27 protein-coding genes and 2 tRNA genes are annotated in these 18,672 nt (G+C 61.9%); 15 read left to right on the plus strand and 14 right to left on the minus strand.

Annotation, left to right across the window (positions count from 1 at the left end):
* Positions 1-68 precede the first annotated feature (68 nt).
* The 5 genes from NKJ13_RS21710 to NKJ13_RS21730 are packed head-to-tail and all read left to right on the plus strand — an operon-like array spanning position 69 to position 4,440.
* On the plus strand, positions 69-500 hold the full coding sequence (locus tag NKJ13_RS21710) for a hypothetical protein (protein WP_352778295.1): 432 nt from the start codon (positions 69-71) through the stop codon (positions 498-500).
* A complete protein-coding gene (locus tag NKJ13_RS21715; RefSeq protein WP_352778298.1) occupies positions 497-1,051 on the plus strand; it encodes a hypothetical protein in 555 nt (184 codons plus the stop codon). Before NKJ13_RS21710 ends, NKJ13_RS21715 begins: the two co-directional genes overlap by 4 nt.
* A 46-nt stretch (positions 1,052-1,097) precedes the next feature.
* Positions 1,098-3,425 (plus strand): TolB-like translocation protein, encoded by a 2,328-nt coding sequence (locus NKJ13_RS21720; RefSeq protein WP_352778301.1) that lies wholly within the window; start codon positions 1,098-1,100, stop codon positions 3,423-3,425.
* A gap of 1 nt (position 3,426) precedes the next feature.
* Complete coding sequence (locus tag NKJ13_RS21725; RefSeq protein WP_352778303.1) at positions 3,427-3,609, plus strand: hypothetical protein; 183 nt, start codon at positions 3,427-3,429, stop codon at positions 3,607-3,609.
* A 15-nt stretch (positions 3,610-3,624) separates the two neighbouring features.
* Positions 3,625-4,440, plus strand: a complete 816-nt coding sequence (locus NKJ13_RS21730; RefSeq protein ID WP_352778306.1) for a hypothetical protein — start codon at positions 3,625-3,627, stop codon at positions 4,438-4,440.
* Here the strand turns inward: NKJ13_RS21730 and NKJ13_RS21735 are convergent.
* From NKJ13_RS21735 to NKJ13_RS21745, 3 genes are all read right to left on the minus strand, one after another.
* Positions 4,407-5,099: an SGNH/GDSL hydrolase family protein gene (locus NKJ13_RS21735; protein ID WP_352778308.1), complete on the minus strand. Its 693-nt coding sequence runs from the start codon at positions 5,097-5,099 to the stop codon at positions 4,407-4,409. The two genes, NKJ13_RS21730 and NKJ13_RS21735, sit on opposite strands and share 34 nt — an antisense overlap.
* 114 nt (positions 5,100-5,213) lie before the next feature.
* The gene (locus NKJ13_RS21740) at positions 5,214-5,726 is read right to left on the minus strand and encodes a hypothetical protein (RefSeq protein WP_352778311.1); all 513 of its coding nucleotides are present in this window, start codon (positions 5,724-5,726) and stop codon (positions 5,214-5,216) included.
* Complete coding sequence (locus tag NKJ13_RS21745) at positions 5,723-5,959, minus strand: helix-turn-helix domain-containing protein (RefSeq protein WP_352650590.1); 237 nt, start codon at positions 5,957-5,959, stop codon at positions 5,723-5,725. Before NKJ13_RS21745 ends, NKJ13_RS21740 begins: the two co-directional genes overlap by 4 nt.
* Before the next feature lie 94 nt (positions 5,960-6,053).
* On the opposite strand from NKJ13_RS21745, the gene NKJ13_RS21750 reads away from it, so the two are divergent.
* Together NKJ13_RS21750 and NKJ13_RS21755 are read left to right on the plus strand one after the other, a co-directional pair.
* Positions 6,054-6,728, plus strand: coding sequence for a hypothetical protein (locus NKJ13_RS21750; RefSeq protein ID WP_352778314.1), 675 nt, complete (start codon positions 6,054-6,056; stop codon positions 6,726-6,728).
* Complete coding sequence (locus NKJ13_RS21755) at positions 6,728-7,066, plus strand: hypothetical protein (protein WP_352778316.1); 339 nt, start codon at positions 6,728-6,730, stop codon at positions 7,064-7,066. The genes NKJ13_RS21750 and NKJ13_RS21755 overlap by 1 nt, the downstream gene beginning before the upstream one ends.
* A gap of 132 nt (positions 7,067-7,198) precedes the next feature.
* Here NKJ13_RS21755 and NKJ13_RS21760 read toward each other — a convergent pair whose 3' ends face one another.
* A complete protein-coding gene (locus NKJ13_RS21760; RefSeq protein WP_352640429.1) occupies positions 7,199-7,513 on the minus strand; it encodes an Arc family DNA-binding protein in 315 nt (104 codons plus the stop codon).
* Positions 7,514-7,639: 126 nt separating this feature from the next.
* Between NKJ13_RS21760 and NKJ13_RS21765 the strand changes: the two genes are divergently transcribed.
* From NKJ13_RS21765 to NKJ13_RS21775, 3 genes are read left to right on the plus strand one after another with little or no spacing between them, the layout of a single operon-like run.
* Positions 7,640-7,825: an Arc family DNA-binding protein gene (locus NKJ13_RS21765; RefSeq protein ID WP_352702199.1), complete on the plus strand. Its 186-nt coding sequence runs from the start codon at positions 7,640-7,642 to the stop codon at positions 7,823-7,825.
* Positions 7,806-8,036, plus strand: coding sequence for a hypothetical protein (locus NKJ13_RS21770; RefSeq protein ID WP_352640430.1), 231 nt, complete (start codon positions 7,806-7,808; stop codon positions 8,034-8,036). Before NKJ13_RS21765 ends, NKJ13_RS21770 begins: the two co-directional genes overlap by 20 nt.
* Complete coding sequence (locus tag NKJ13_RS21775) at positions 8,036-9,112, plus strand: tyrosine-type recombinase/integrase (RefSeq protein ID WP_352778319.1); 1,077 nt, start codon at positions 8,036-8,038, stop codon at positions 9,110-9,112. Before NKJ13_RS21770 ends, NKJ13_RS21775 begins: the two co-directional genes overlap by 1 nt.
* A gap of 73 nt (positions 9,113-9,185) precedes the next feature.
* Here the strand turns inward: NKJ13_RS21775 and NKJ13_RS21780 are convergent.
* A tRNA-Phe gene (locus NKJ13_RS21780) sits at positions 9,186-9,261 on the minus strand.
* 372 nt (positions 9,262-9,633) lie between these two features.
* On the opposite strand from NKJ13_RS21780, the gene tnpA reads away from it, so the two are divergent.
* The 4 genes from tnpA to NKJ13_RS21800 all read left to right on the plus strand — a co-directional run bounded on the left by tnpA (position 9,634) and on the right by NKJ13_RS21800 (position 12,609).
* A complete protein-coding gene (tnpA, locus tag NKJ13_RS21785) occupies positions 9,634-9,987 on the plus strand; it encodes an IS66-like element accessory protein TnpA (protein ID WP_352506222.1) in 354 nt (117 codons plus the stop codon).
* Complete coding sequence (gene tnpB / locus NKJ13_RS21790; RefSeq protein WP_352738471.1) at positions 9,984-10,304, plus strand: IS66 family insertion sequence element accessory protein TnpB; 321 nt, start codon at positions 9,984-9,986, stop codon at positions 10,302-10,304. The genes tnpA and tnpB overlap by 4 nt, the downstream gene beginning before the upstream one ends.
* 66 nt (positions 10,305-10,370) lie before the next feature.
* Positions 10,371-12,031, plus strand: a protein-coding gene (gene tnpC, locus NKJ13_RS21795; RefSeq protein WP_352738473.1) for an IS66 family transposase whose coding sequence is annotated in 2 segments (ribosomal slippage) — positions 10,371-11,721 and positions 11,721-12,031 — 1,662 coding nt in all. Because the reading frame shifts where the segments join, the coding sequence is not laid out codon by codon here.
* Between the two features lie 23 nt (positions 12,032-12,054).
* Positions 12,055-12,609 (plus strand): DUF6000 family protein, encoded by a 555-nt coding sequence (locus tag NKJ13_RS21800; protein WP_352688427.1) that lies wholly within the window; start codon positions 12,055-12,057, stop codon positions 12,607-12,609.
* Positions 12,610-12,836: 227 nt separating this feature from the next.
* Here NKJ13_RS21800 and yacG read toward each other — a convergent pair whose 3' ends face one another.
* From yacG to NKJ13_RS21845, 9 genes are all read right to left on the minus strand, one after another.
* Positions 12,837-13,028 (minus strand): DNA gyrase inhibitor YacG, encoded by a 192-nt coding sequence (gene yacG / locus NKJ13_RS21805; protein WP_352702195.1) that lies wholly within the window; start codon positions 13,026-13,028, stop codon positions 12,837-12,839.
* The gene (locus tag NKJ13_RS21810; RefSeq protein WP_352702192.1) at positions 13,025-13,654 is read right to left on the minus strand and encodes a Maf-like protein; all 630 of its coding nucleotides are present in this window, start codon (positions 13,652-13,654) and stop codon (positions 13,025-13,027) included. Before NKJ13_RS21810 ends, yacG begins: the two co-directional genes overlap by 4 nt.
* Before the next feature lie 25 nt (positions 13,655-13,679).
* Positions 13,680-13,898 (minus strand): translation initiation factor IF-1, encoded by a 219-nt coding sequence (gene infA / locus NKJ13_RS21815; protein WP_006200926.1) that lies wholly within the window; start codon positions 13,896-13,898, stop codon positions 13,680-13,682.
* Between the two features lie 89 nt (positions 13,899-13,987).
* A complete protein-coding gene (locus tag NKJ13_RS21820) occupies positions 13,988-14,455 on the minus strand; it encodes an arsenate-mycothiol transferase ArsC (protein ID WP_292663983.1) in 468 nt (155 codons plus the stop codon).
* Between the two features lies 1 nt (position 14,456).
* Positions 14,457-14,942, minus strand: a complete 486-nt coding sequence (locus tag NKJ13_RS21825; RefSeq protein ID WP_352475885.1) for a UPF0262 family protein — start codon at positions 14,940-14,942, stop codon at positions 14,457-14,459.
* A 2-nt stretch (positions 14,943-14,944) separates the two neighbouring features.
* A complete protein-coding gene (gene hisD / locus NKJ13_RS21830) occupies positions 14,945-16,237 on the minus strand; it encodes a histidinol dehydrogenase (protein WP_352778322.1) in 1,293 nt (430 codons plus the stop codon).
* A gap of 4 nt (positions 16,238-16,241) precedes the next feature.
* Complete coding sequence (locus NKJ13_RS21835) at positions 16,242-16,673, minus strand: DUF2948 family protein (RefSeq protein ID WP_254820565.1); 432 nt, start codon at positions 16,671-16,673, stop codon at positions 16,242-16,244.
* 93 nt (positions 16,674-16,766) lie between these two features.
* Positions 16,767-18,059 (minus strand): UDP-N-acetylglucosamine 1-carboxyvinyltransferase, encoded by a 1,293-nt coding sequence (gene murA, locus NKJ13_RS21840; RefSeq protein ID WP_352740016.1) that lies wholly within the window; start codon positions 18,057-18,059, stop codon positions 16,767-16,769.
* Positions 18,060-18,217: 158 nt separating this feature from the next.
* Positions 18,218-18,418 carry a hypothetical protein gene (locus tag NKJ13_RS21845; protein ID WP_352475882.1) on the minus strand — a complete coding sequence of 67 codons (201 nt, stop codon included), beginning with the start codon at positions 18,416-18,418 and terminating at the stop codon, positions 18,218-18,220.
* Between the two features lie 174 nt (positions 18,419-18,592).
* Here NKJ13_RS21845 and NKJ13_RS21850 point away from each other — a divergent pair.
* Positions 18,593-18,667: transfer RNA gene (locus NKJ13_RS21850), tRNA-Thr, on the plus strand.
* The last annotated feature ends 5 nt before the right edge of the window (positions 18,668-18,672 follow it).

An 18,672-nucleotide genomic window follows, 5' to 3' on the forward strand; every position in this document is an offset into this window, starting at 1 on the left:
TTAAAACATTGCTGCCGCGACGATCCATCTGGCGCACTTGTTCCAGGCGTTCTCCCTCAGGCACCGTCATGGCTGATGGTGAACAAGAGGCCTCCCCTGTTGCTGACGAACCGGGGAGGCCTCGCCCCAAAAAGGGAGGTATTTTCCGAATGCGCAAATTTTCAGTTGATCAGCAAAGGCTGTCTGCCCGCATCGCTGCCGCCGAAGGGGCGAACGCCGCCTGCTTGTCGGCAGGCGAGGACGAACGGGCTGTGCGCGACAAACTGGCCGCTGTCAGGGCAAAAGCCCAACGTGATTCCGAGAGGTATCGTCTTTCGAACGATGATTTCGCCAAGCATCGGGAAGAAATCGCAAAGCTCGAGGCCGAGATTGTACGTCTCAAAGCCGCGAAAGACCTGTTGAACGACAAATGGGTGCATCTCGGAGCGATCGCCGATCGGTGCCAGGAGTACGCGGAACCGCGCAAATCGATGTTCTTCTTGGCTGGGGCGATCGCATGAAAAACGTCATCAAAAACACTGCGGCATTGCTGGAGCGCACCTTCCGCAGCGCGCGCTCTGATCTTGACACGATCCGCGATCGAATTGCCGATCTTCAGGCTGAGCGTCACCTAGTGGAGATCGCGCCGAACGACCTCGGTACGAGCGAAAGGGAAATTGATCGAGCGATTGAGGCCGCAATTCAAACGCGGCCGCTCTTTATGCCGGTCCTTCTCCGTGGTGAAGGCTATTATCTGCCTGTCGCCGGGGCGTTCAACACGGCGCTTCAGCAGAACGCTTTTGGAGTGTTCGCCGCGCTGGATGCGCCGCGCTTGAAAGCAGCCATGCTTGCGGCGTTGCCGACGGATGGCATCACGGCTGAAACGCGTTCGGCGCGCCTGGCTAAAATGGATGCTGAGATTTTGTCGGCAGAGATTGCCGAAGAAGTCGCCTGCCGGGAAATGGAACGTGCTTTGAGTGCCGACATGCCTCGTCGCATCGACGCAAGCCCGGCCATTCTGTTGGCGCCGGATGGCGAGCTCGGAATGACATCATCCGACAGCGCCGCCTGACCAAAAAGTTCTCGGAAAAACAGGTTCTGGATAGGGGTGACAGGCAATGCCAAGCTATGCGGCCATTCTCGAAATCCCCAATGTCGTCATCGTGCCTGGCCCGGCCGGGCAGTCCTTCCTGCCCGTCGATGATGCCTCGGAGCTGACCGCCGATTTCGGCCGCGACCGCGACCGCGCCATCATCCGCAGCAATGGCGACGAGTGGCTGAAGACGGCAGGCGTCTGGGCCGCGACCGGCGAAAATTTCTGGGGCACGCTGCTGGCGCAGGGTGCCGCACAGGTCGACCAAGCGCGCCAGGCGGCCGAGCAGGCGCAAACCATCGCCGTCGAGTTCGGCGACCTCGAGACCGGCGTGACGCTGGCGCAGGCGGCCGCCGAATCGGCTGCGCAGGATGCCGGCCAGACCGCGGCCGATCGCATCGCCACTGCCGCCGACCGCGCGCAGACCGGTCTCGATCGCGCGGCGACCGGCGCTGATGCCGGCCAAACCGCGGCCGATCGCATCGCCACTGCCGCCGACCGCGCGCAGACCGGTCTCGATCGCGCCGCGACCGCCGCCGATGCCGGCCAGACGGCGGCCGATCGCATTGCCACAGGGCTCGATAGGGCGGCGACTGGCGTCGACGCGGGTCAGACTGCAGACGATCGTCTGGCGACGGGAGCGGATGCGGCAGCCGCCGGACTGTTTGCGACACAGGCTGCGGCCGCAGTTGGTGGAGTGACCTACGATACTACCGCCGCAGGCATCGCCGCGACCGTCAACGGCCAGTTCTTCATCGTGAAGGGCGATGGCGTCAACACATATGCCTTGTCCTACAAGAACGTCGCCGGCGCTGCGACCTTGATCGCCAGCTATCCGAGCAAGGCGGCACTCGACGCGGTTTTCGACATCGTTCGCGAGTGGATCGCATTCGGCGGTTTGCTCGGTATCGCGCTGAAGGACAAAGATGGCAAAATCTACGCTGGGTGGCGCCAGGACGATGCAATCCTGCGCGGCCGCCTCGGACTCATCAGCAGCGACATCACGCTGACCTACGACCCGGTGACCGGTCTGACGGCGGCCGCCGTCACGGGGCTGACCGCAGAGACCGCCGAGTTGGTGATTAAGGGTCGGGCAGCGTCGATCGTCCTGCGCGACGCCAACAACCAGGTTTTCGCCGCGGCAATGAAGGATACTGGCGGCTGGTACGTGCCGAAGCTCGAGGCCGACAGCATCGACGGGCTGCTCGCCGGCGGTCCGGCCGACGGTACCGGCTATTATTTTGCTGTCGAGAGTGTGGCCGGCGTCAATCAGATCGTCCGCTACGACAAGTCATCGGGAGTGCGGGCCCAGGTAACGACCTTGGGCGCCAACGTTGCGCCGCATCTGTCGGCAGATGGCAGCAAGGTGGTCTACAAGTCCAGCCGCACCACGCCGGCCAGCGAGTTCTTTCAACCAGTTGGCGGTGGTGCCGAGGTGCCGCTGAAATCCGATGCGACGCTCGCCCCATGGGGTAACTCGCTTTCGACGATCAATTATTGGGTGGGCAAGGCCGATCGGCCAATCGTCTCACAGGGCGTCGGCGGCCAGAACGATGATCATGTGGCTGCCCGCATGGATGCCATTCCGCTGACTTGCGTCGTTGCCGGCAATCAGATCCCGGCAGCCGGCAGCGTCGTCGTTTCGGCATTTGCGCCCAATATCTGGTTTCATTGGAACTTCACCCTGGGGGCGTTCCGGGCGACGATCATCGGCGCTGGCGGCGAGGTCATTCCGGGGACGCTGACCTATAGCTCTGGCGCGCTGGCGTTCGTGCGTGACACGGCCGGTGTCGCTGTGAACGTGCCAAATCCCGCGACAGTGCATATCACATCAGGCAAGGTAGAGGGATCAACCGACGCCAGCAGTGCGCCGTCTCTGTTCTCGCTGCTGAATTCGACAGCGATCCTCTATCCCAATTACAACTCGATCACGCAAGCACTCGCGGCTGGCTACACCCTCGCCGATATCTTTAACCGCGAGGTGGCCGATTTTGCCCGCATCCAGCCATTGCTGAAGCGCTTCATTATCCTCGGCGACTATATGGGGCAGGCGCGGCTTACGGCAGCGATGGCGCCAGGCATAGGAACCTCCGCTTCCGACGCGGTGGCAAAACAGTTGCTTGATGCGACAATCGCCCTGAATGCAATGCGTAAGGCGCAGTGGCCGCAAAATTTCTGCGATCTTCATGCGTCGCTGGTCGCAGGAGGGCACAGCTCGCAATTCACCGTGCTGGGGACAACCTACGACATCGTCGACAACACGACGCTGGTCGACGGCACGCACCCCACATCGGCCGGTTCAACAACGGTGTGGACCATCATCAAAGCATTCCTCACGTCGCTAGGGTTCTGACATGCGCGCGAAAATCTGGTTTCCGGAACGGCAAGTGATCGAGGATCACGATGTCCACCACGCCGCCGCTTTCGACCCGAACGAGGTGGAAACTGTCGAGATTGAAGGGGTTGTCTACGTCCTGACCCCAATCGTCGAAGATCCCAATGCTGACTTCACAGCGAGCCGCAAGGGCGTCGCATGATCGCGAGGAACTGAAATGGCACGCACGCTTTCCATCGTCTCGCCGGCCGCTATGGCGGCAGGGCTGAACAACCCAATCGCAAAGGCGGATGGCCTGCTCAACGTGGGTTCGCTCTGGCTTGTCGACGCTCTGCGCCTCGGCAGCTGGGACCCGGCGAGTGATATTGTCGCCAATGATGCTGCCGTCAGGAACCTGGTCGCCGGAGCGCCGAATGCGTTGCTTAAAGTGCCGGTCGCCGGCGATATCGTCTTTGATGCCGCCGCAAAAGGCTTCAAGCTCAAGGCCTCGGTCGGGCTCGGCCGTGTCCAGCTCGGCACTGGAACGCAATATTTTCAGACCAACCTGGCGCACGATTTCCTGATCACGACCATCGTCACATACCCCACAGTCGATCCGACTGGGCATGTCGGCTTCCTGATCACCAAGCACACCAGCGCCTCCTACTCCGGCGTCGGCCCTTGGATGGCGCATCGCTATGCGGCCAACTACCTGTTTGGCAGGATGGATGCCTTCGTAAGTGGCAGCCCCGCCGGGGTCGCGGCTGTCGGCGCGCCGACCGGGCTAGAGCAGGTGGCAATCGCCAAGGTCGGAACCAACCTGGTCTATTTCAAGAACGGCGCCCAGGTGAACAGTGTTGCGCTGGGTACTCCCGATCTTGCCGCCAACAGCACACCGCTCAATTGGGGGAACGGCGGCTCGGCCAATCAATACGCCTGTCCCGGACTGGTGATGCACCGGACCTATGGCGAAGATCTGACCATCTCCGGACGGACTGCCGCCGACGTGATCGCACAGGATTACGCCGAAAACTTCGCCCGCTTCGCAGCCTGATCGGCCGCCGCCCGGATTGCCTCGCTCACTAGCGGATCCCAATAAGAATACCCGACAGGCGAGATGTGCACGCCGTCGGTGAAACCCTCGTCATAGGCGAGGCCGGATTTGGACACAGCTGCTTCAAATTGCGCGGCAATGTCGAAGACGTGCGCATTGGTTGCACTCTGTATTTCCCTATTTTGCAAGGCGATCAGGGCTCGATTGAAGCGAGGAACCAAGGCGCCCGCTGAAGCAATTTCGGTGATAGTCAGCAACACCAATGGCTTTTCGCCCAAGGAACGGGCCAGCGCGTCCAGTGCCGATCGGAAGTAACGCTGCCGGCCTTCGAGGTCCTCGCCTTCGGCAGTCTGAGCGTCGTTGACGCCGACGGCGACGACCGCACCAGCCACCTTGTTCCACAAAAAAGCTCCTTTGATTCGGCTGATCGTGGCCAGTAGGTCGGCGATGCGTGATCCCCCATAGGCTCCCCTCGCAACACGAGGATCACCGACACCTGCACGAGATGCGTCGATCAAGCTATCGCCCAGCAGCAATATCTTTGGCGACGCAGCTTTTCTTAGCGTATCAAGAAGGTCGGCTTCTCGATCAGCCCGCGAAGTCCCCACAATTTTGCGCAGAATCATTCGAGATCTTGAGACGACGTGCTCAAGCGTCATGGTACAGCCTCCCCAAACCCATCTTCTACTTAGCCGGTTTCGCTGACGCCGGCTAGATCACGTGAGTTGAAGAAAAATACGTTCGCCTGCGGTGACCGGTTGGCGCACTGGTTGTTATTTTGCCTTTGCCGCGCCCGGCCTCTGCCTGGGGTTTTTCACCGCTTTTCTAAGCCGGTGTTCCATTCTCATGTATGGGGAAAAAATGTCCGATCCCTCATAGTAGAACTGGGTGAACTCCATCGAAAGACGCGATTTCAACTCTAGCTGCTTTCTCCGCTCCTCGCCTTCGGTCCCTTCAATCATCGCGCATGCCGCGCCCAGCCTGACGAACCGCTCCCACATCTTATCGAGATAGTCGCGAACGTCTTGGCCGAATAGGAACTCAGCAGAATTCATGGCTTCAAGGAGATCGATTTCGGCCTCGCGGCTCGTCCTCCCATGGGTATTGACGAATGATATTGCCTTCCTCGTCTGCTCGTAGACAGCGAGGCGCTTTTCAAAAAGGTCGAGCACCAATCGGCTGTGAGCGGTGCGCCATTGCCGATACGCAATGAAACCTACTGCTAGAGCGATCACTGGAGTTAGCAGCGCCTGAAGAATTTGGGCCCATTGCGGCAAATTAGTCATCGCGCTTTCCTCAGTCGCACGCCTGGCCCTTCGCCGTTCTCGTCGACGAAGATCACGCCGGCCGCCTCGAGGGCTGCTCTGACATCCTCCAACGTGCGATCGTAGGGGGTGCGTTTCCCACGCTCGAAATCCGCAAGGGTTTTAGTTGCGACCTTCGCAGCATCCGCGAGCTGCGCTTGCGACCAGTCTACTAGACCTCTCGCCGCGCGGCATTGCGCCGGGGTAAGTGACATGTTTTGGGAAACCTTACATAAAATAGGTTGACTTTAAACCGGTAACATTACATGAAATGGGTTATCGCACAATGCGAACCTAGGAGCAAATGCAATGCCGAACGCACTCGTTGCGGCAGCCGCCGAAGGCTTGCCGTCAATCAACCGCCGCCAGGTCCTTCATAGCCTGGCAGCATCGTCAGCCGTCGCCGCTGCGTTGGTAGCGGCTATTCCGGCCGCGCCTGCCGCCGAGCATCCCGACGCCGATCTGTTCTGGCTCGATCAGGAAATGGCCGAAGCTGAGGCCCAAATGAATCGGGCTAACAACGCCTGCTGTCGAGTGAGCAGGAAGGCCGATAAGCTCTATCCCCCGGAGCCTGCGGCATGGAAGGAACGGCGCATGCCGGACGATCTTCATGAGATGACGGGCGGCATGCTTGTGCGCGACCTTGCGTTTCCGGAAAAACAGCCGGCGCCTTTGCGCGATTTTCACAGGGCGCGTGAAGAGCAGCGGGCCGCGCACAGGGCTTTGCAGGATGCCTTCGTCGACAAAGTGGCTCAGATCAATCACCAGGCCGGCGTTGATGCCGCAGAAGCTGCCTACAGCACGCGATCCGCCGAGTTTTACCAGGTCGGCGAACGCATCTTGGCAACCCAGGCCCACACGTTGGACGGGATCCTGGTCAAGCTCCGAGCGGCCGACAGGATGGGTTGCAACTCGGCTGACAAAAACGATGCATTGATGTCGATTGCCACCGATATCAGGCACCTCGCAGGTGAGGCGGTGTGATGGGCAAAACCGACGCAAAGCTCTTGCGGCTCGAGGCAAAGTTCAACGCCGCGGACGATCGACGGAAGGAGGCCACCGCCAGGACGGCGGAACTGGAGGAGGAGCTTGATCGTCTCATGTCACTTGTTCGCAAGGCGGAAGAGAAAGAAGCCAAAAAGGCGGCAGCGACGGCCCGCGCGTTCGATCGCGTCATGGAGGCTCGAGCAAGGAGTTTGGCGGGTCTGCTTGTCAAGGTGAGGGTTAGAAAGCGGTGGAACACCGATGACGAGGAAAGCGAGATAACGATCCTCAAAAGCCTCGTCGCGGACATAGAGGCGATGACGACGACTGCCTTATGATCGCTCAGCGTGAGCACACGTCGCGCGATAAGTCTTGATTGTTCCCGGGCGGCCCTTTCGGTCGCCCGTTTCGCGATAGTTGTGCGGTTGAGCCGTTGGACACAAGAAGGGGAGCGGGGAAATCCCCTCGTCTTATTCTTTTTTCTCAGACCTGTTCTTGCGCAGCTCGTCGAACTTTATCTTGATGACTGAGAGCATCGACAGCATGTCGCGCCGGATCAGATCATCGGCATCTTTTTTGTACATGTTGATCAGGAAATCGACCTGTTCGAAAATCTCTTCGAGCGAAGGCGCCACAGGAAACTCGCGGTCCAAAACCTCTATGATCTCGGCATTCATTGATCGCCCGTTTCGGTGAGCCTCGATCGCAATGCGCTCCCGCATGCCGTCTGGCATGCGCAACACGAATTTGTCGACGAGATCGGAAGGGGAGATTTTCGCTGCCATTTGCCAAGCCTATTTGGTCTAGTGGCGGTCCGCTAGTAAAAAAACATTGCCCGATCGTTGACAATGATAGCGCTCCGCCATGATAGTTGCGGCTCGGAATGATTTGCCCAAAGGAGGCCCCCAGCCGTGGCACAGCAGAAGCAGCCCTCGGATTTGCTGGAGAAGTTCGTTGTTCGCATGCCCGACGGAATGCGAAACCGCATCGCGGAAGTTGCGCGCGACAACATGCGGACAATGAACGGTCAGATCAATTTCATGCTGCAGAAGGCGCTCGACGCTCGAGGCGATGAACATGACAATCGCAACACTTAATCTGCGCGTTGCACCGCGCCGTATGCTTTCAGAGCGCGAGGCGGCGGCATATTGCGGTATTCCCGCCAAGCGCATTGCGGCTGCCGTGCCGCCCATCGTGATGCCGGGCGGTGCCAAGCTCTACGATATGCACGACTGCGATGCATGGCTCGACGGACTGAAAGGCGGCGACGTCGCCGCCGATGACGACATTCTCGGCAAGCTCGACTGATGGCCATTGTGCGCGCCAAGGGCTTCGCCATCTGGCAGGACCGGAAGCCGCCCTACAAGTGGCGCTGTCGGCACCGCAAGACCGGAACCATGATCGACCTTGCAAAGTTTCCCCTCGGCGGCCTGACCTTCCTTGCCGAGTGTGGGCGCATCGTGGCGCTCAACGACAAGGCGGATGATCCGAAGCCCGGCACACTCGGCCAGCTCATCGCCCGCTATCGCGCCAGTGTGTTTTTCACCGACCTAGCCGCGCGCACGCGCGCCGATTACCAGCGCTGCTTTGATTATCTACAGCCGATAGCCGGCACGATGCTGGAGCGCTTCACGCCGCCGCTGGTCGTCAAGATCCGCGATAAGGCGGCAGCAAAGCACGGCCGGCGATTTGGCAACTACGTCAAGACCGTTCTCGCCCTGACATTCGCGTGGGGCGTGGAGCGCGGCTATTTGAAAATCAACCCGGCGATGAAGATTAAGGGCATCCGTCGGCCGCGCGGATTGGCTGATGCGAATCGGCCATGGTCTGATAGCGAGCGCGATGCCGTCGCCGCCGCGCTGCCGGCGCATATGCGCGTGCCGATCGCTCTGATGATGTATTGCGGCCTCGATCCGCAGGACGCGCTTAAAATCCCGCCTACGGCCGTTTCCGAGGGCATGATCGACGCGAGGCGAGGCAAGACAGGCGTTCCGATGTGGTTTCCCCTGCCGGCGCCCGTTGTGGCCGAGCTGGCGTTGGCGCCGAAGCATGCCGCCATCACGCTCTGCGCCAACAGCTACGGCAAGCCCTGGACTCCATCAGGCTTTCGCGCGTCCTGGCGCCCGATTCGGCAGCAGCTCGAGCGCTCGGGCGCCGTGCAGCTGGGGCTGACGCTGAAAGGCCTCCGCCACACCGTAGCGACCATCCTTGCCGAAATGGGATACGACGAGCGGACGATTGCCGACATGCTCGGGCAGAAGACAATCGAGATGGCGAGGCACTATTCCAAGCGCGCCAACAAGAGCCAGAAAATGAGCGCTGTTGTCACCAATTTTGACGCCGAAGTGAACAGGCGGCGAACAAAAACTGTCAAACCCGCCTAAAGAAAACGTCAAACCGATGGACATCGACACCATGAGTGGAGCCGAAAACGACAATGGAAACAAAGCGGTAGGATGGTGCCCAGAGGCGGATTCGAACCACCGACACGCGGATTTTCAGTCCGCTGCTCTACCAACTGAGCTATCTGGGCCTGCTCCGGCGGGCGGCAATCTGCACACCGGGTTCATGAAAGCGCCGTCGGCACCCCTTGAAAGCGCGTGGGTTATAGCACGGGAATTCGGCCTGTCCAGCGCTTAGAGCATGATCCCGAAAAGTGGAATCCGGTTTTCGGAAAAAAGATTATGCTCAGACAAAAAGCATGATCCCGAAAAGTGGAATCCGGTTTTCGGAAAAAGATTATGCTCAGACAAAAAGCATGATCCCGAAAGTGGAATCCGGTTTTCGGAAAAGATCATGCTCAGACAAAAGTACGCCTCCGGCGAAGGCCGCCTTGCGCGAGCACGGCACGGTAGCGAGGCTGCGCTCTTAAGATCGTCCTTACGACCGTAGCTAGCAGCACAGCATGAGCCATGTGACATTATTGACCGGGCCGGAGCGGCGGCGTCGTTGGAGTGAAGAGGATCAGTGCCGGATACTGGCCGCGGCATTCGCGCCCGGAGCCACGGTGGCGGCGGTGGCGCGTCAGTGCGATGTCGCGACCAGCCTGATCTATAAGTGGCGCCGCACGGTGAGAGCCCGCGAGACGGGCTTTGCCGAAGTTGTCGTGGTTCCCGATAAGCTTGTCGCCGCTTCGGTGCCGGCGGCGCCGCCAGCGGTGATCGAGCTGGAGATCGCCGGCAAGGTGCGGCTGCGGATTCCGCTGACCACGCCGCCGACACTGGCGGCGGCGATGGTGAAGGCGCTGGGCGTTTCATGATCCCGGTTCCGAGCCAGGTGCGGATCTGGTTGGCGGTCGGCCGGACCGATATGCGTCGCGGGATGCAAGGGCTCGCTCTGCAGGTTCAGGAGACGTTGGGCCGGGATCCGCATGCCGGCGATCTTTATGTCTTCCTTATCTGGCATGATGGGCTCGGCATGTCGCTATATGCAAAACGGCTCGAGAAGGGCCGGTTTCTATGGCCGTCGCCGGCGGACGGCACGGTTTCCATATCGCCTTCTCAGTTGGCGTACATGCTCGACGGGATCGATTGGCGCAACCCGCGCCACACGTTCCGCCCCCAGCGCGCGGGCTGAGTTTTTCTTTGAGTTTGCGCCATTTTCCGCGAGTCAGCGGACGCGTTTTATGATTCATTCCAGGGCATGGTTGCCACTGCCCAGGATGCTGTTCCGGACGATATCGGCGCGCTGAGAGCGGCGTTGGCCAGAGCCGAAGACGAGGCCGCGCGCGCTGCGCTGGTGGAGGCCGAACTGGCGGTCGCCAGGGCCAAGGCATCGGGTGATGCGGCGCTGATCGCACATCAGGATCTGACGATCCGGAAGCTGCAGCGGGCGCTGCATGGTCAGAGTTCTGAACGCTCAGCCCGTCTGCACGACCAGATGGAGCTCACCTTCGAGGAACTCGAGAGCACGGCGACGGAAGACGAGATCGCCGCCGAACAGGCCGCGGCCCGGACCACCGAGGTGGCGCCTTATGTGCGCAAACGACCAGCGCGCCAGCCATTTCCCGAGCATCTGCCACGCGAACGCGTGGTCGAGCCGGCGCCGAGCGCTTGCCACTGCTGTGGCGGTCATCGGCTGCGCAAGCTTGGTGAGGATATCACCGAGACGCTGGAGGTGGTGCCGCGGCAATGGAAGGTGATCCAGCACGTGCGGGAGAAGTTCACCTGCCGCGACTGCGAGACGATCAGCCAGGCTCCGGCGCCCTTCCACGCCACCCCGCGCGGCTGGGCCGGTCCTGGCCTGCTGGCGATGATCCTGTTCGAGAAGTTCGGCCAGCATCATCCGCTCAACCGCCAGGCTGAACGCTATGCCCGCGAAGGCGTGCCGCTCAGCCTGTCGACGCTCGCCGACCAGGTCGGCGCCGGCGCCGCGGCGCTGATGCCGCTGTTCAAGCGGCTCGAAGCCCATGTGCTGGCCGCTTCACGTCTGCACGGCGACGACACGACGGTTCCGGTCCTGGCCAAGGGCAAGACCGATACCGGCCGATTATGGACCTATGTGCGCGATGACCGACCGTTCGGCGGCGCCGATCCGCCGGCGGTGGTGTTCTACTATTCCCGTGATCGTCGAGGCGAACATCCCGCGGCGCATCTCGCCGGCTGGAGCGGCATTCTGCAGGCCGATGCCTATGGCGGTTATGGCGATCTCTATGCGACGGGCCGTCAGCCGGCGCCTGTTCTGGAAGCCAGCTGCTGGGCCCACAGCCGGCGCAAAGTGTTCGAGCTGGCCGATATCGAAGCGGCGGCGCGCAAGAAGGCGCGCGGCGAGAAGCCCAACCTAGTCTATCCGCTAGCGGTTGAAGCCGTGAAGCGCATCGATGCCCTGTTCGATGTCGAACGCGAGATCAACGGCCTGTCGCCAGGCCAATGCCACGCCGTGCGCCAGGAGCGGAGCCTGCCGCTGGTCACCGAGCTCGAGAGCTGGATGATCGAGACGCGCGACAAGCTCTCGCGCGGGCACGACCTGATCAAGGCGTTCAACTACATACTGCGCGCTGGTCATCCTTCACCCGGTTCCTCGACGATGGGCGGATCTGCCTATCCAACAATGCAGCCGAGCGAGCCCTGCGCGGCATCGCTCTCGGCAGAAAGTCCTGGCTGTTCTGCGGTTCCGATCGCGGCGGACAGCGCGCTGCCGTTCTCTACAGCATGATCGTCAGCGCCAAGATGAACGATATCGACCCGCAGGCCTGGCTCGCCGACGTCCTCGCCCGGATTAACGATTACCCGGAATTGAAGCTTGACGAACTGCTGCCCTGGAACTGGCGGCCGTTCGTAAATCAGACCAAGCTTGTAGCATGACCCCTACGGCGCCTTCCGATCACGTGGCACTGCGCAACACGTTTGTGCGCCCCTTTTACCTTAGTCTCCTGCATGCAAATTTCAGACGCCCCGATCGGGCTGATGGCAGCGGCATCAGACAAGCGATCGTAAATGCCGCGAACACCATTTCGGACGAACAAATCGAAAGACTTTTGATCGAGCGCGAGTGGCGGGGTCGCCTCTGTGCTGCTTGGTTTATAGGTCTCAGCAAACGTACTCGCTTCGTCAACTTGATCGGCAAGCTGCTCCTCGCAAGCGAGATGGTTTACTCCGGGCAAGGATACTGCGTAGCGTTGGGCTTAGTCGGAGGCGAGCATTGTGCCGGCCTTTTAAGATCATACCTCAATGCCTACCTACCTCTAAATGGTCGAGTTTATAACCAGAATTGGGCGATAGGAGCACTCGCTCACATCGAAGCTGTCCCCGCTCCAGAATTCCTCGATCAGGCTCTTTGGCGGCATGGTGATTACTTCATGGATCCTCAAAATGGGATCGAAGAATTTAGCAGGATAATCTCTTACCTTTACCAGAACCACATGATCCATGACGCGAGCTGACGACGCCCGAGCCGCTATCTTCACTCGGTGCGCTTAATACCTGCGGTCTTCACCGGATGCGTACAGGCAAAACGCCAGAACCTGTTCCGTCCGACAGTGCCCGGATGGAACAAGTTCTGGACATTGATTTCAGTCGGAAGCGACAGGCAGTCCGCAAGGCCGATCATCGGTCACGATCGCGGCTGCGAAACCGTCCCAAGCCTGTGGAAAACCGCAGGTGGACGGTGCTATTTCTGGTCGTCGTTCTCATCCTCGTCGTCGCGGCCCGGGATGACGTAGACCCCCTTCAGCCAGCGGTTGAGGTCGATGTCCTTGCAGCGCGTCGAGCAGAACGGATAGGTTTCGCGCGCCGATGGTTTGCCGCATTCCGGGCAGGGCCGCTTGGGACGCAGCGGCGTGACCTTGTCGTCCGAGCTCATATCCGTGCACCCGACAGCCAGTTGGCGTGCACCTTGAAGCCTTCGCCGCTGAGCAGCGCCACCGTCTCGTAGAGAGGCAGGCCGACGACGTTCGTGTAGGAGCCGACAAGCTTGACGACGAAGGCGCCGGCAAGCCCCTGGACGCCATAGCCGCCGGCCTTGCCGCGCCATTCTCCGGATGCGATGTAGGCCTCGATCTCCTCGCGCGGCAGCCGCTTGAAACGCACCCTGGTCTCGACCAGCCGCAAGCGCTGCTTGCCGCCCGGCGTGATCAGGCAGATGCCGGAATAGACGCGGTGCGAACGGCCGGACAAAAGCCCGAGGCAGTTGGCGGCGTCGTCGAACGTCTCGGCCTTGGGCAGGATGCGCCGCCCGACGGCGACCACGGTGTCGGCGGCCAGCACGAATGTCGGCACGTAGTCGGTCTCGGTCTTCAGCGAGGCCAGCGCCTTCTCGGCCTTCTGCGTCGCCAACCGCTTGGCCAGCGAGCGCGGATGCTCGGCACGCAGCGGCGTCTCGTCGACATCAGCCGGCAACACACGGTCCGGCTCGATGCCGGCCTGCTGCAGCAGCTCTATCCGGCGTGGCGAACCCGAGGCAAGCACGAGCTTCTGCAAAATGCCCATCGCGATCCCGGCCGGGTCCTTGAACTTACTTGAAGCGGTAGGTGATGCGGCCCTTGGTCAGGTCGTAGGGCGTCATCTCGACCAGGACCTTGTCGCCGGTCAGAACGCGGATGCGGTTCTTGCGCATGCGGCCGGCCGTATGGGCGATGATTTCATGTTCGTTTTCGAGCTTGACCCTGAACATGGCGTTGGGCAGCAGTTCTGTCACGACACCCGGAAACTCGAGGACTTCTTCCTTCGGCATTCGATACCTTTGCTTGGATGGATACTTCCAGCGCCCCGGCCGGAAAGTTGCGCGGAACCTATATGATAAACGTCCGCTTGTGAACATGCTTAATCCGCAGCGTTTTCAGCCCCGTTGCCGAGAAAACGGCGGCCGATCCGCGCCTTCAGCCGCTCGCGCACGTCGCGATAGGCAGCCATGATCTGCTCGCGCGTGCCGCTGACGCCGGTCGGGTCGGGCATCGGCCAATATTCGACTTCGACGGCCAGCGAACGGGTGAGCTCGAGCGCGGTGTGGTGGGCTTCCGGCGCCAGCGTCACGATCAGGTCGAAATAATCGTCCTCAAGGTCGTCCATCGTTCTCGGGTGCCGTTCGCCCAGTGAAAGGCCCTCTTCGGCCAGCACGGCATCGACGAACGGATCGCGTTCCCCGCCGCGCACCCCGGCCGAGGCAACGAAGGTGGTGGGCGGGAGCACCTTGCGTGCCAGCAATTCGGCCATCGGCGAGCGCACTGCGTTCATGCCGCAGACAAACAGGATCGAGCGGGGCAGGATCGGGCGGGGCAGCGGGGCGGCCAGTTCAGCCTCGCCAGTGCAGCACGCAAACCAGCGTGAACAGCCGGCGCGCCGTGTCGAAGTCAATCTCGATCTTGCCGGCAAGCCGGTCCATCAGCGTTTGCGAGCCTTCATTGTGCAGGCCGCGCCGGCCCATGTCGATCGCCTCGATATGGCTGGGCGTCGCGGTTCGGATGGCATCATAATAGCTTTCGCAGATCATGTAGTAATCCTTGACGATGCGCCTGAGCGGCGTCAGCGACAGGATGTGGGTGACCACGGCTGCGCCGTCCTCGCGCGTCACGGCGAAAACCAGCCGGGATTGGGCCAGCGACAGTTTTAGTCGGTACGGCCCGGCGCCATCGTCATTGACCGGTTGAAAACGGTTCTCCTCGATCAGGTCGAAGATCGCCACCGCCCGCTCATGCTCGACATCGGGCGTCGAGCGGCCGATCGTCTCGTCGAGCTCGACATCGATCAGCCTGGCGCGGGTTTGGTCGTAGTCGGACATGTCTACATGTTCAGCCGGATGCCGACGGAGCGTCCATGCGCATCGAGGCCTTCCGCCTTGGCGAGCGTAATCGCCGCCGGCGCCAGCGCCCGCAACTGCTCCGGCCCGAGCTTCAGGACCGAAGTGCGCTTGACGAAATCGAGCACCGAAAGTCCGGACGAGAAGCGCGCCGAGCGCGCTGTCGGCAGCACGTGGTTGGAGCCGGCGACATAGTCGCCGATGGCCTCCGGCGTATGGCGGCCGAGAAACACCGCACCGGCATTGCGCATTCGCGCCAGGAAAGCTTCGGGGTCGTCGATGGCAAGCTCGACATGTTCGGCGGCGATGCGGTCGACCAGCGGCAGTGCCGCCTCGATCGTCGGCACCAGGATCACGGCGCCGAAATCGCGCCAGCTCGCCGCCGCCGTTTCTCCGCGCGGCAGGTTCTGCAACTGCCGCTCCACCGCCTGTTCGACCGCCTCGCCAAAGGCAGAATCGTCGGTGATCAGGATCGACTGCGACGATACGTCGTGCTCGGCCTGGGCGAGCAGGTCGGCAGCGATCCAGTCCGGATCGTTGCTGCCGTCCGCCACAACCAGCACTTCCGAAGGCCCGGCGATCATGTCGATGCCGACCGTTCCGAACACCTGGCGCTTGGCCGCCGCGACATAGGCATTGCCGGGGCCGACGATCTTGGCGACAGGCTTTATCGTTTCGGTGCCAAAGGCAAGGGCGGCGATCGCCTGGGCGCCACCGACGCGGTAGATTTCGGAGACGCCGGCAAGGTCGGCCGCCACCAGCACCAGCGGCGGCACGTCGCCGCCGGAGGCCGGCACCACCATGGCGATGCGCTCGACGCCGGCGACCTTGGCCGGCACCGCGTTCATCAGCACCGAGCTCGGATAGCTCGCCGTGCCGCCCGGCACATAGAGCCCCACGGCCTCGATCGCCGTCCAGCGCGAGCCGAGCTCGACGCCGGCGGCATCGGTGTAGCGGTCGTCCTGCGGCAGCTGGCGCTGGTGATGGGCGCGGATGCGCTCGCGGGCGAATTTCAGCGCCTCGACCGTTTGCGGATCGGCTGCATCGTAAGCCTGGGCAATGTCGTCCCTGGAGACGGCGATGCCGAGCTCGGCCAGGTCGCCGCCGCCGAATTTCTGCGTGTACTCGACCAGCGCGGCGTCGCCCTCGGCGCGCACCTTGGCGATGATCTCGCGCACCACGGCGTCGACATCGGCCGAGACCTCCCGCTTGGTCAGCAGGAACGCGGCAAAGCGCTGCTCGAAATCGGCGTCGGACTGGCGAAGCGTGATGGCCATCGGCTCAAACCCTGTGGGCCGGGCGCGACGTCGCTTCCCAGGCGCCGCCGACATCGGCAAGCCGCGCCTCGATGCATTCGACATCGAGCATGATCGCGCCGCCGCCCGAAAAGATCAGCTCGACGATGCCGGCCGGCTTGTCGAGCGCGAGAAAGCTGATCGCCAGCAGCGACAGCACTTCGTCGGGTTTGTCGCGGGCAATGCCGCTGGTCTTGGCGCCGAGCACCCGGTCGAAATGGAGCACAGCCTGCCGCCGCTCGTTGTGCTGGCGAAAGAAGCCGGATTTGGCCTCCCAGACGAAGCGATTCATGGTCAGCACGAAGCGCTTTACCGAAGGCAGGTATTCGAGATCGCTGACCTTCATGACGGCATCCTGGACATGCGCCGAGATGATGCTCAGATCCTGATCGTCGAGCGCGACAAGCTTGAGGGCCATGCGGATTTCACACCTGAAGGTTGGACTATTCAGCCTTCTGTTAGGCGGTCTTTCCGGTCCGTGCAACCGCGCCACAAGCCCTGCGGAAAGGCTCTAGCCCGAAATGCGCTCGATCTCCGCGCCGCAGCCGGACAGCTTTTCCTCCAGCCGCTCGAAGCCGCGGTCGAGATGGTAGACGCGGTTGACCGTGGTTTCGCCTTCGGCGGCGAGGCCGGCGATGACCAGCGACACCGAGGCGCGAAGATCGGTCGCCATGACCGGCGCGCCCTTCAGCTTCGCCACCCCGTCAACGATCGCGGTCTGGCCGGACAGCGTGATGTGGGCGCCGAGCCGGGCGAGTTCCTGGACGTGCATGAAGCGGTTTTCGAAGATCGTCTCGGTGATGCGCGACTTGCCCTTGGCCATCGTCATCAGGCCCATGAACTGCGCCTGCAGATCGGTCGGGAAAGCCGGGAAGGGCGCCGTCGTCACGTCAACCGGTGAAATGCCGGCGCCGTTGCGCCTGACGCGGATGCCGGAATTGGTCTGCGTGATCTCGGCGCCGGTCTGCGAAATGATGTCCAGCACCGTCTGCAACAGGTCGGGCCGCGCGCCTTCCAGCACGACGTCGCCGCCGGTCATCGCCACCGCCATCGCATAGGTGCCGGTCTCGATACGGTCGGGGATCACCCTGACGCGGGCGCCCGACAGCGCCTCGACGCCGTCGATGGTGATGGTCGCCGTGCCGGCGCCGGAGATCTTCGCGCCCATGGCGTTGAGGCATTCGGCGAGGTTGACGATCTCCGGCTCGCGTGCGGCGTTTTCGAGCACCGTCTCGCCCTTGGCCAGCGAGGCCGCCATCATCAGCACATGGGTGGCGCCGACCGAGACTTTCGGGAACACATAACGGTTGCCGACAAGCCGGCCGTTCCTGGTTTTGGCGATCACGTAGCCGGTGTCGACGTCGATATCGGCGCCCAGCGCCTGCAGGCCTTCGAGGAAGAGGTCGACTGGGCGCGTGCCGATCGCGCAGCCGCCGGGCAGCGACACTTTGGCTTCGCCCATGCGGGCCAGCAGCGGCCCGATCACCCAGAACGACGCGCGCATCTTCGACACCAGCTCGTAAGGCGCCGTCGTGTCGACAATGTTGCGGGCGGAGAAAGTGATAGTGCGCGAATAGCCTTCCTGCTGCTTTTCGCGGCGGCCATTGACCGAGTAGTCGACGCCGTGATTGCCGAGGATGCGGATGAGCTGTTCGACATCGGCCAGATGCGGCACGTTTTCCAGCGTCAGCGTGTCGTCGGTCAAAAGCGCGGCGATCATCAGCGGCAGCGCGGCGTTTTTCGCGCCCGAGATCGGGATGCTTCCGGCAAGCTTGTTGCCGCCGACAATTCTGATGCGATCCATGAAGAGCGTCCCCTCGGCTAAAAGGCCGGTTTAAATCGGTTGAGTCTGTTGCCGCCCATCTAGACCATTGGCCGGCTTGGTTCAAGAAACAGGCTATTCCCCACTTTGGCCCACGCTGATTTGGCTAAAATACCGGCGACCAACATAGCCGATTCGCGTTAATCTTTTTTCATCGCGGCCTGCAGCCCGTCCGGCCGCTGGTCGGCGTCGCCGGTCCTTCGTGAGCGCAATTGCGCCTTGCGCTTCTGCAGATTGGCGCGCAACTGCTCGGCCAGGCGGTCCTTGCGGCCAGTTCCTGCCTTTTTCGCGGAACCATCCTTCTTCGGTGGCTTGTTCGGAGAAACTGCCTTGTCGTTCATCGTTCCGTCCCCGGCCCGGCGACCCGCCGGTACGGATCAAGGGATAGCCAACATTGTGGCACGGCCATGTCCGCAACGATCGCCTGGTGCGGCCTTTCAACCCGGCCCCGTTTGTGCCCCTTGTCTTGGCCTTGCGCTTGCCGGTTCGATATGGCAGAAGCCCCGCCATCGGCGGCTGCGGTAGCTCAGTGGTAGAGCACTCCCTTGGTAAGGGAGAGGTCGAGAGTTCAATCCTCTCTCGCAGCACCAGATCA

Origin of the sequence: Mesorhizobium sp. M0174 (genome assembly GCF_040322275.1) — a bacterium.
Taxonomy (GTDB): domain Bacteria; phylum Pseudomonadota; class Alphaproteobacteria; order Rhizobiales; family Rhizobiaceae; genus Mesorhizobium.